The organism is Deinococcus rhizophilus (assembly GCF_030271215.1).
Lineage (GTDB): Bacteria > Deinococcota > Deinococci > Deinococcales > Deinococcaceae > Deinococcus > Deinococcus rhizophilus.
In genome coordinates, this window is record NZ_JASNGB010000179.1 from 1 (window position 1) to 6,217 (window position 6,217).

A 6,217-nucleotide genomic window follows, 5' to 3' on the forward strand; every position below is an offset into this window, starting at 1 on the left:
GCCGGGGTTGCGGCTGGTGGAGTGGCGGCTGGGGTCAGCGCGGCCGGAGTCGCCGCCGCAGGCGTGCCGGGGGTGGCCGGAGGGGTCGCCGTGCCCGGAGTGGCCGACGGCGTGGGAGAGGCTGGCGCAGGGGCCGCCGGTGTGCCCGGCGTCGTGGGCGGGGGGGTCGCGCTTCCCCCAGTCGCTCCTGTTCCCGGAGCCGCCGGAGGCGTCGTGCCCGTCGTTCCTGGCGTCGGGTTGGTGGTCGTGTTGGCGGCGGGGGTGCCCGGCGTCGTGGGCGAAGCGGGCGTTGTCGCCGTGGGGGTGGGGGTCGTGCCTGCAGAGGTCCCCCCGGCCTCTCCAGCGGCACCGGGCCGCGTCACCCGCCCGTTCACGATGGGATAGAAGCCCTGCGAGAAGCCCACCAGCGGGCTGTCGAGCCGACCCGGATACAGCAGGAAAAAGCCCTCCTGCCCGGCGCGGAGTTCGGGCACGCCTTCCAGCCCCGCGAGCAGGTACAGCGCGGGCTTGCCCTCCCGCTGCGGCAGGGTCGCGGGGTCGCCCACCACCGCCTCGGCCACGGTCAGGGGGTAGACCACCCAGGTCACGTCGCCTTCCGTGACCCGCGCGGACGTGCCCAGCGTGGCCCGCACGATGACGGCCGCTTTTCGCGCCTGCTGGGTCAGAGTGAGGGTTGGCGCCGTGGTCGCCTGCGCCGTCAGCGGGACGGCTCCCAGCGCCAGCGCGGCCACGAGCGTCATCGCCCGCCTCACTGCCCGCCCCCGCTGCCCGGTGTGGTGGGGGGGGTGGGAGTGGGCGCGGCGGGTGCCGTGGGGCTCGGCGTGGTGGTGGCCGGGCTGGCTGCCGGAGGCGTGGTCGTGGACGACGCCGGGGCAGTTGTGCCCGTGCCCGTCGGGGTGGGGACCGCAGCCGGAGCCGGAGTCGCCCTCGGCGCGGGGGCAGGTGGGGCAGGCAACTTCTGCTCGGCCAGCAGCTTCCCGGCCCCGTCCCGGGCTTCAAAGGCGAAGCGGGTCGCGTCCAGCTTGACGACCTTCTCCGGCCTCAGGCCCACCAGGGCGACGCGGGTGCCGTTGGCGGGCACGCTCTTGAACCCCAAGTCCACCGTCAGGGTGCGGCCCGTGACCTTCCAGAACAGCACCCCCGCGGCGTCGGCGGGCTGCACGCGCGTCACCGTCACGCCCTCGGGCAGTTCCCAGGTCACCCGGGCCGCGCGGACGGTGCGCGGGGCGGTGATGTTCAGCGGGATGCGCGTCTCGCCGCGCAGCTCGCCGGTCGGAAGCTGGGGCTTGACGGCCAGCGGCGGCAGCTCGTTCACGTTCAGGGTGTACTCGCGCACCTTGGAGCTGAGGTTGGCGTCGGCCATTTCCAGGGTGAAGGTGTACGCGCCCGTCTTGGTGGGCGCTCCCGTCAGCCGCATCCCGCTGAGGGTCACGCCGGGGGGCAAGGTGCCCGAGGCGAGACGCACCGTGTACGGCCCCGCACCGCCCGAGACCGTGACGGGCGCCTCGTAACGCTCGCCCGCGTAGGCCACGGGCAGGCTGGTCGTCGTGAAGTTCAGGGCGTCGCGCAGACCCGTCGCGCCCGACCCGGTCGGCAGCGTGTCGCCGCACGCTCCCAGCACCAGGGTGCCGAGCAGCAGCACGCACGCGGAGGTGAGTTGTCGCATGGGGTGAAGTGTAGCGGGCCGGGATGAGGACGGTCGGGGTGGAGGGTCAGCTTTTGGAGATTCCCCCGGCGTGTCCCGCCTGTCCCCCCGGCTTCAGCCCCTCCTGCCCCCGTGCCTCCGCCCCGAAGAACAGCGCTCCGGTGAGTGGATCCACCGTTCCACTGCCCCGCTGCAGCCCCCGGCGCAGGCGCCAGAACCCCAGCAGTAGCCCAGCAGGAACTCCGATCAGTCCCAGAAGAATCAGGAGGTCTGTCATGGCTCAGTGTATCCCGCCCAGAAGGGCATCTCGCCATTTCTCCCGGCTCCCCGGCGCTAGACTTGCCTCCATGACTGTCAGTCCAGCCCGCCCTGCCCTGCCTGCCCCCGGCGACCGTCTGGGCCGCTACACCGTCGAGCGCGTGGAGGCCCTGCCAGAGATGCAGGGCACGCTGGTGCTGCTGCGCCACGACCTCGGTGCCCGGCACGCCCACGTCGCCCGCGAGGACGACAACCTCGCCTTCGGGGTGACCTTCCCAACGGTGCCCAGGGACTCGACGGGGGTAGCGCACATCCTCGAACACGTCGTGCTGATGGGCAGCCAGAACTACCCGGTGGCCGACCCCTTCTTCGCCATGCTGCCCCGGTCCCTGAACACCTTCATGAACGCGATGACCGCGAGCGACTGGACGACCTATCCCTTCTCCACCCGCAACGAGCAGGACTACTTCAACCTGCTGGGCGTGTACCTCGACGCGACCTTCTTCCCGCTGATGCGCTACGAGAGCTTCCGGCAGGACGGGCACCGCTTCGAGTTCGAGACGCCCGACGACCCCACGACTCCCCTCAAGCTCCAGGGCGTCGTCTACAACGAGATGAAGGGCGCGATGGCCTCGGCAGGCGCGGTCATGTACCGCTCGCTGGGCGCGGCGCTGTATCCCGACCTCACCTACGCGAACAACTCCGGCGGCTCGCCCGAGCACATCCCGAACCTCACCTACGAGGACCTGCGGGCCTTTCACGCGGCGCACTACCACCCCAGCAACGCCTTCTTCTACACCTACGGCACCCTCGACCTGACCCGTGTGCTGGGCGAGATCGAGGCGCACGTGATGTCGAGGTTCAGCCCCCAGACGCTGGACGTGAGCATCCCCGACCAGCCGAACTTCGAGGAGCCGCGCCGGATGGAAGTGGGCTACCCCGGCACCGACGTGGAGCGCGGCGGGCAGGTGCTCGTCGCCTGGAAGCTGGGCCACTCCACCGACCCCGACCACAACCTGCGCTGGAGCGTGCTGGGCGACGTGCTGCTCGGGAACCCCGCCGCGCCCCTGACCCGGCCCCTCATTGAGTCGGGACTGGGCAGCGCCCTGGCCGACCTGACGGGCTACCGCGACTCCTTCCGCGAGGGGGCCTTCGCGGCGGGCCTCAAGGGACTCAGTGCGGGCAAGGCGGACGAGGTGGAGGCGCTGGTGCTCGGCACCCTGCGCCAGATCGCCGACGAGGGCATCGACCCCAAACTCATCGAGAGCAGCCTCCACCAGTTCGAGATCAGCCAGCGCGAGGTCTCCAACAGCGGCTTCCCCTACGCCCTGCAGGTGATGTTCCGGCTGCTGGGGCCGTGGCTCTACGGCGGCGACCCGGTGACCGGGCTGCGGCTGGAGGCCGAGCTGGAGCGGCTGCGGGCTGACCTCGCCGCCGGGCGGGTCTTCGAGCCGATGATTCAGCAGGAACTGTTGGACAACCCTCACCGCGTGACCCTGGTCCTGCGGCCCGACCCCGAGCTGATGGCCCGCACCGAGCAGAGCGAGCGCGAACTCGTGGAGCGCCTGAGTGCGGACTTCACCGAGGAGGACCACGCCCGCATCGTCGCGGAGAGCCTGCGCCTCAAGGAATTGCAGGAGCAGCCCAGCGACCCCAGCGTGCTGCCCACCCTGACCCTGAACGACGTGCCCGCGACCGTGCTGCGGGTGCCCTACGACACCGAGACCGTGCGCCGGGCACTCGTGGGCCGGGTGCCGCAGCCCACGGGCGGGCTGGTCTATCTCGACGTGCAGGTGCGGCTGCCCGAGGTTCCCGCCGACCTGCTCGGCACCCTGCCGCTCTACGCCTACGCGGTGACCCGCAGCGGGGCCGCCGGGCAGGATTACCTCGCGCTGGCCCGCCGCATCGAGGCCGTGACGGGCGGCGTGAGCGCCAGCGTGGGCGTGGGCGGTCAGCCGGGCGATCTGGAGGCCCTGCGCCTCTCGCTGACCTTCGGCGGCAAGGCGCTCTCACGCAACGGGGCGGCGCTGGTGGAGGTGCTGCGCGACCTGATCGCCGCGCCGGAGTTCACCCGCGAGCGCCTCGACCAGTTGCTGAGGCAGCGGCTGGCGGGCCTCAAGGCCAGCGTGGTGAACGCGGGCAGCGCCTACGCCGAGCGCCTCGCGGGGGCACAGGTCAGCCCCGCCGCCCGCATCGAGGAGGAGTTCAGCGGCCTGACCGCGCTGACCGCCCTCCAGCGCATCGTGGAGGGAGGGGAGGCCGAGGTGGACGCGCTGCTCTCGCGCTTCGCCCGCATCCGCGACCTGATTCTCCAGGGTGAACCCCTGCTGTGCCTGACCGCCACCCCGGAGGACGCCGCGCTCGACCTCGGCCCCCTCACGGACACCTTCGGGGAAGGGGAGGCTGTGGGGCGGCCCCGGCCCGGCACCCTCGCGGGCGGCCCGCAGGCCCGGCTCACCGACTCGCCCGTCGCGTTCAACGCGGTGGCGTGGCAGACCGTGCCCTACACCCACCCCGACAGCCCGGCGCTGCTGGTGCTCTCGCGGCTGCTCCGAAGTGAGTACCTGCTTCCCGAGCTGCGCGAGAAGGGCGGTGCCTACGGCGGCAGCGCGGCCTTCGACGCGCGGGCCGGGGTCTTCACCATGAGCAGCTACCGCGACCCCCACGTCGTCCGCACCTACGAGGTGTTCCGCGACGTGCCCACGTTCCTGGCGGGCGACCTGGGCGAGCGCGAACTCACCGAGGCCATCCTGGGGGCCAGCAAGACCCTCGATCCCCTCACCAGCCCCGACACCGCCGGACGCCTGCGCTTCTTCGGGGACCAGGCGGGCTACACCCCCGAGGTGCAGGAGGCGTACAAGGCCCGCCTGCTGGCCGTCACCCTGGACGACCTGCGCCGGGTGACCGCCCAGTGGCTGACCCCCGAGCGGGCCGGGTACGCCCTCGTCGCGGGCAAGGACCCCAACCCGGAGACGGGGGCGCTGGGGCTGCGCTTCGAGGTAGAGACCATCTGAGGTTCAGGCGGCCTGGGAAAGGGGAGACGTTCGGCGCGTCTCCCCCTTTCTCTGTCCCCGCTTACCCCCGGTGGTACGGCTCCCCCGCCGTGATGGTGGACGCCCGGTACAGCGCTTCCACCAGCACGATCATGGCGAGGTCGTGGGGCAGGGTCAGCTCGCCCAGGCTCCACAGCCGCCGCGCCCCGGCCCGCAGCGCGTCGGTGTGGCCGTCCGGCCCGCCCACCGCGAAGGCGAGTTCGCCCGTGCCGCCCACCGCCTCGGCCTCCAGAAAGGCGGCCAGTCCCTCGCTGCTGAACTGCCGCCCGCGCGGGTCGAGCAGCACCAGCGGGGCCTTGCCCGCCGCCCGCGCGACCGCCTCACTCTCGGCGGCCTGGGTCTTGCCCGTCACCCGCGTCACGCGCAGCTTGTGGTATCTCCCCAGCCGCCCCGCGTACTCGTCCCAGCCTGCCTTCGCGTAGGCGAGCTTGGGTTCCCCGACGGTGACCAGGTGCAGGCGCATGGGGAAGAGGATAGGGCGCGTGAGGGCATGTGGCTTGTCGCCTGTGGCCTGTGGAGAAAAGAAACAGGGAAGGTGGGAGGCGTTGCCGGGACGCCTCCCACCTTCCTCTACAAGCCACACGCCACGGTCGACAAGCTATCCTCACCCCCATGAACTACGCCGCGACCCTGGCGGTGCTCGTCATCCTGGCGTTCTCGTTTCCGCTGATGGTGCGGCTGGGGACCCAGGTGGGGGTGCCGGAAGCGTACAGCGCGGCCACCCTGGGGGCGCTCGTCACGCTGGCGCTGGCAACCTACCTCGTGCGCTGGCAGGTAGGGCGGCACCGGGTCACGCTGGAGCGCCTAAACGCGGCGCGGGCGCAGGTGCTGGCCGACCCCGAAAATCCCCGCGCCTATTTCGTGGGGGACGAGCACCTGGGAACCATCCTGCTGCGGCTGGGCCGCCGCCGCGAGGCCGCCGAGGTGATCGACCGCTACGCCCGGATGGGGGGTGCCCGCGAGGGCGAGATCGTGGCGCTGCGCGAGGCGCTGTCCAACGCCGAACGGCGTCAGCGGCGGGCGCAGGGCCGCGAAGCGTGAGCCTCCCTGCGCTGCCGGGCGGGGTCAGGCTCTAGAGTGAGGGTCATGAGGGCGTACAAGGGCATCGTGGAGGGCGGCGTCGTCGTGCTGGTCGGAGCGCGGCTGCCCGAGGGCACGGTCGTGACAGTCACGGTGGGCGAGGCCGAGTTGCTGCGGGCCCGCATCACCAGCGCCCTGACCCGCCGCCGGGTGCGCGTGCGGCTCAAGCCGCTGCCGGGCC

The 6,217-nt window shown here is 72.3% G+C and carries 6 protein-coding genes; 2 read left to right on the top strand and 4 right to left on the bottom strand.

From position 1 onward, the window contains the following. The 3 genes from QOL99_RS14225 to QOL99_RS14235 all read right to left on the bottom strand — a co-directional run. Positions 1-740: hypothetical protein (locus QOL99_RS14225; protein ID WP_285524781.1), on the bottom strand; the 740-nt coding region annotated here is incomplete at its 3' end. 8 nt (positions 741-748) lie between these two features. Then, positions 749-1,666 carry an Ig domain-containing protein gene (locus QOL99_RS14230; protein ID WP_285524782.1) on the bottom strand — a complete coding sequence of 306 codons (918 nt, stop codon included), beginning with the start codon at positions 1,664-1,666 and terminating at the stop codon, positions 749-751. Positions 1,667-1,712: 46 nt separating this feature from the next. Continuing rightward, a complete protein-coding gene (locus tag QOL99_RS14235; RefSeq protein WP_285524783.1) occupies positions 1,713-1,922 on the bottom strand; it encodes a hypothetical protein in 210 nt (69 codons plus the stop codon). A 70-nt stretch (positions 1,923-1,992) separates the two neighbouring features. On the opposite strand from QOL99_RS14235, the gene QOL99_RS14240 reads away from it, so the two are divergent. Further along, positions 1,993-4,917, top strand: a complete 2,925-nt coding sequence (locus QOL99_RS14240) for an insulinase family protein (RefSeq protein ID WP_285524785.1) — start codon at positions 1,993-1,995, stop codon at positions 4,915-4,917. A 61-nt stretch (positions 4,918-4,978) separates the two neighbouring features. Here the strand turns inward: QOL99_RS14240 and QOL99_RS14245 are convergent, their stop codons facing one another. Continuing rightward, positions 4,979-5,419 carry a 23S rRNA (pseudouridine(1915)-N(3))-methyltransferase RlmH gene (locus QOL99_RS14245; protein ID WP_285524787.1) on the bottom strand — a complete coding sequence of 147 codons (441 nt, stop codon included), beginning with the start codon at positions 5,417-5,419 and terminating at the stop codon, positions 4,979-4,981. A 149-nt stretch (positions 5,420-5,568) separates the two neighbouring features. Here QOL99_RS14245 and QOL99_RS14250 point away from each other — a divergent pair, with 149 nt between their 5' ends. Next, entirely contained in the window at positions 5,569-5,997 is a 429-nt protein-coding gene (locus QOL99_RS14250) for a hypothetical protein (protein ID WP_285524788.1), read from the top strand. Positions 5,998-6,217 lie beyond the last annotated feature (220 nt).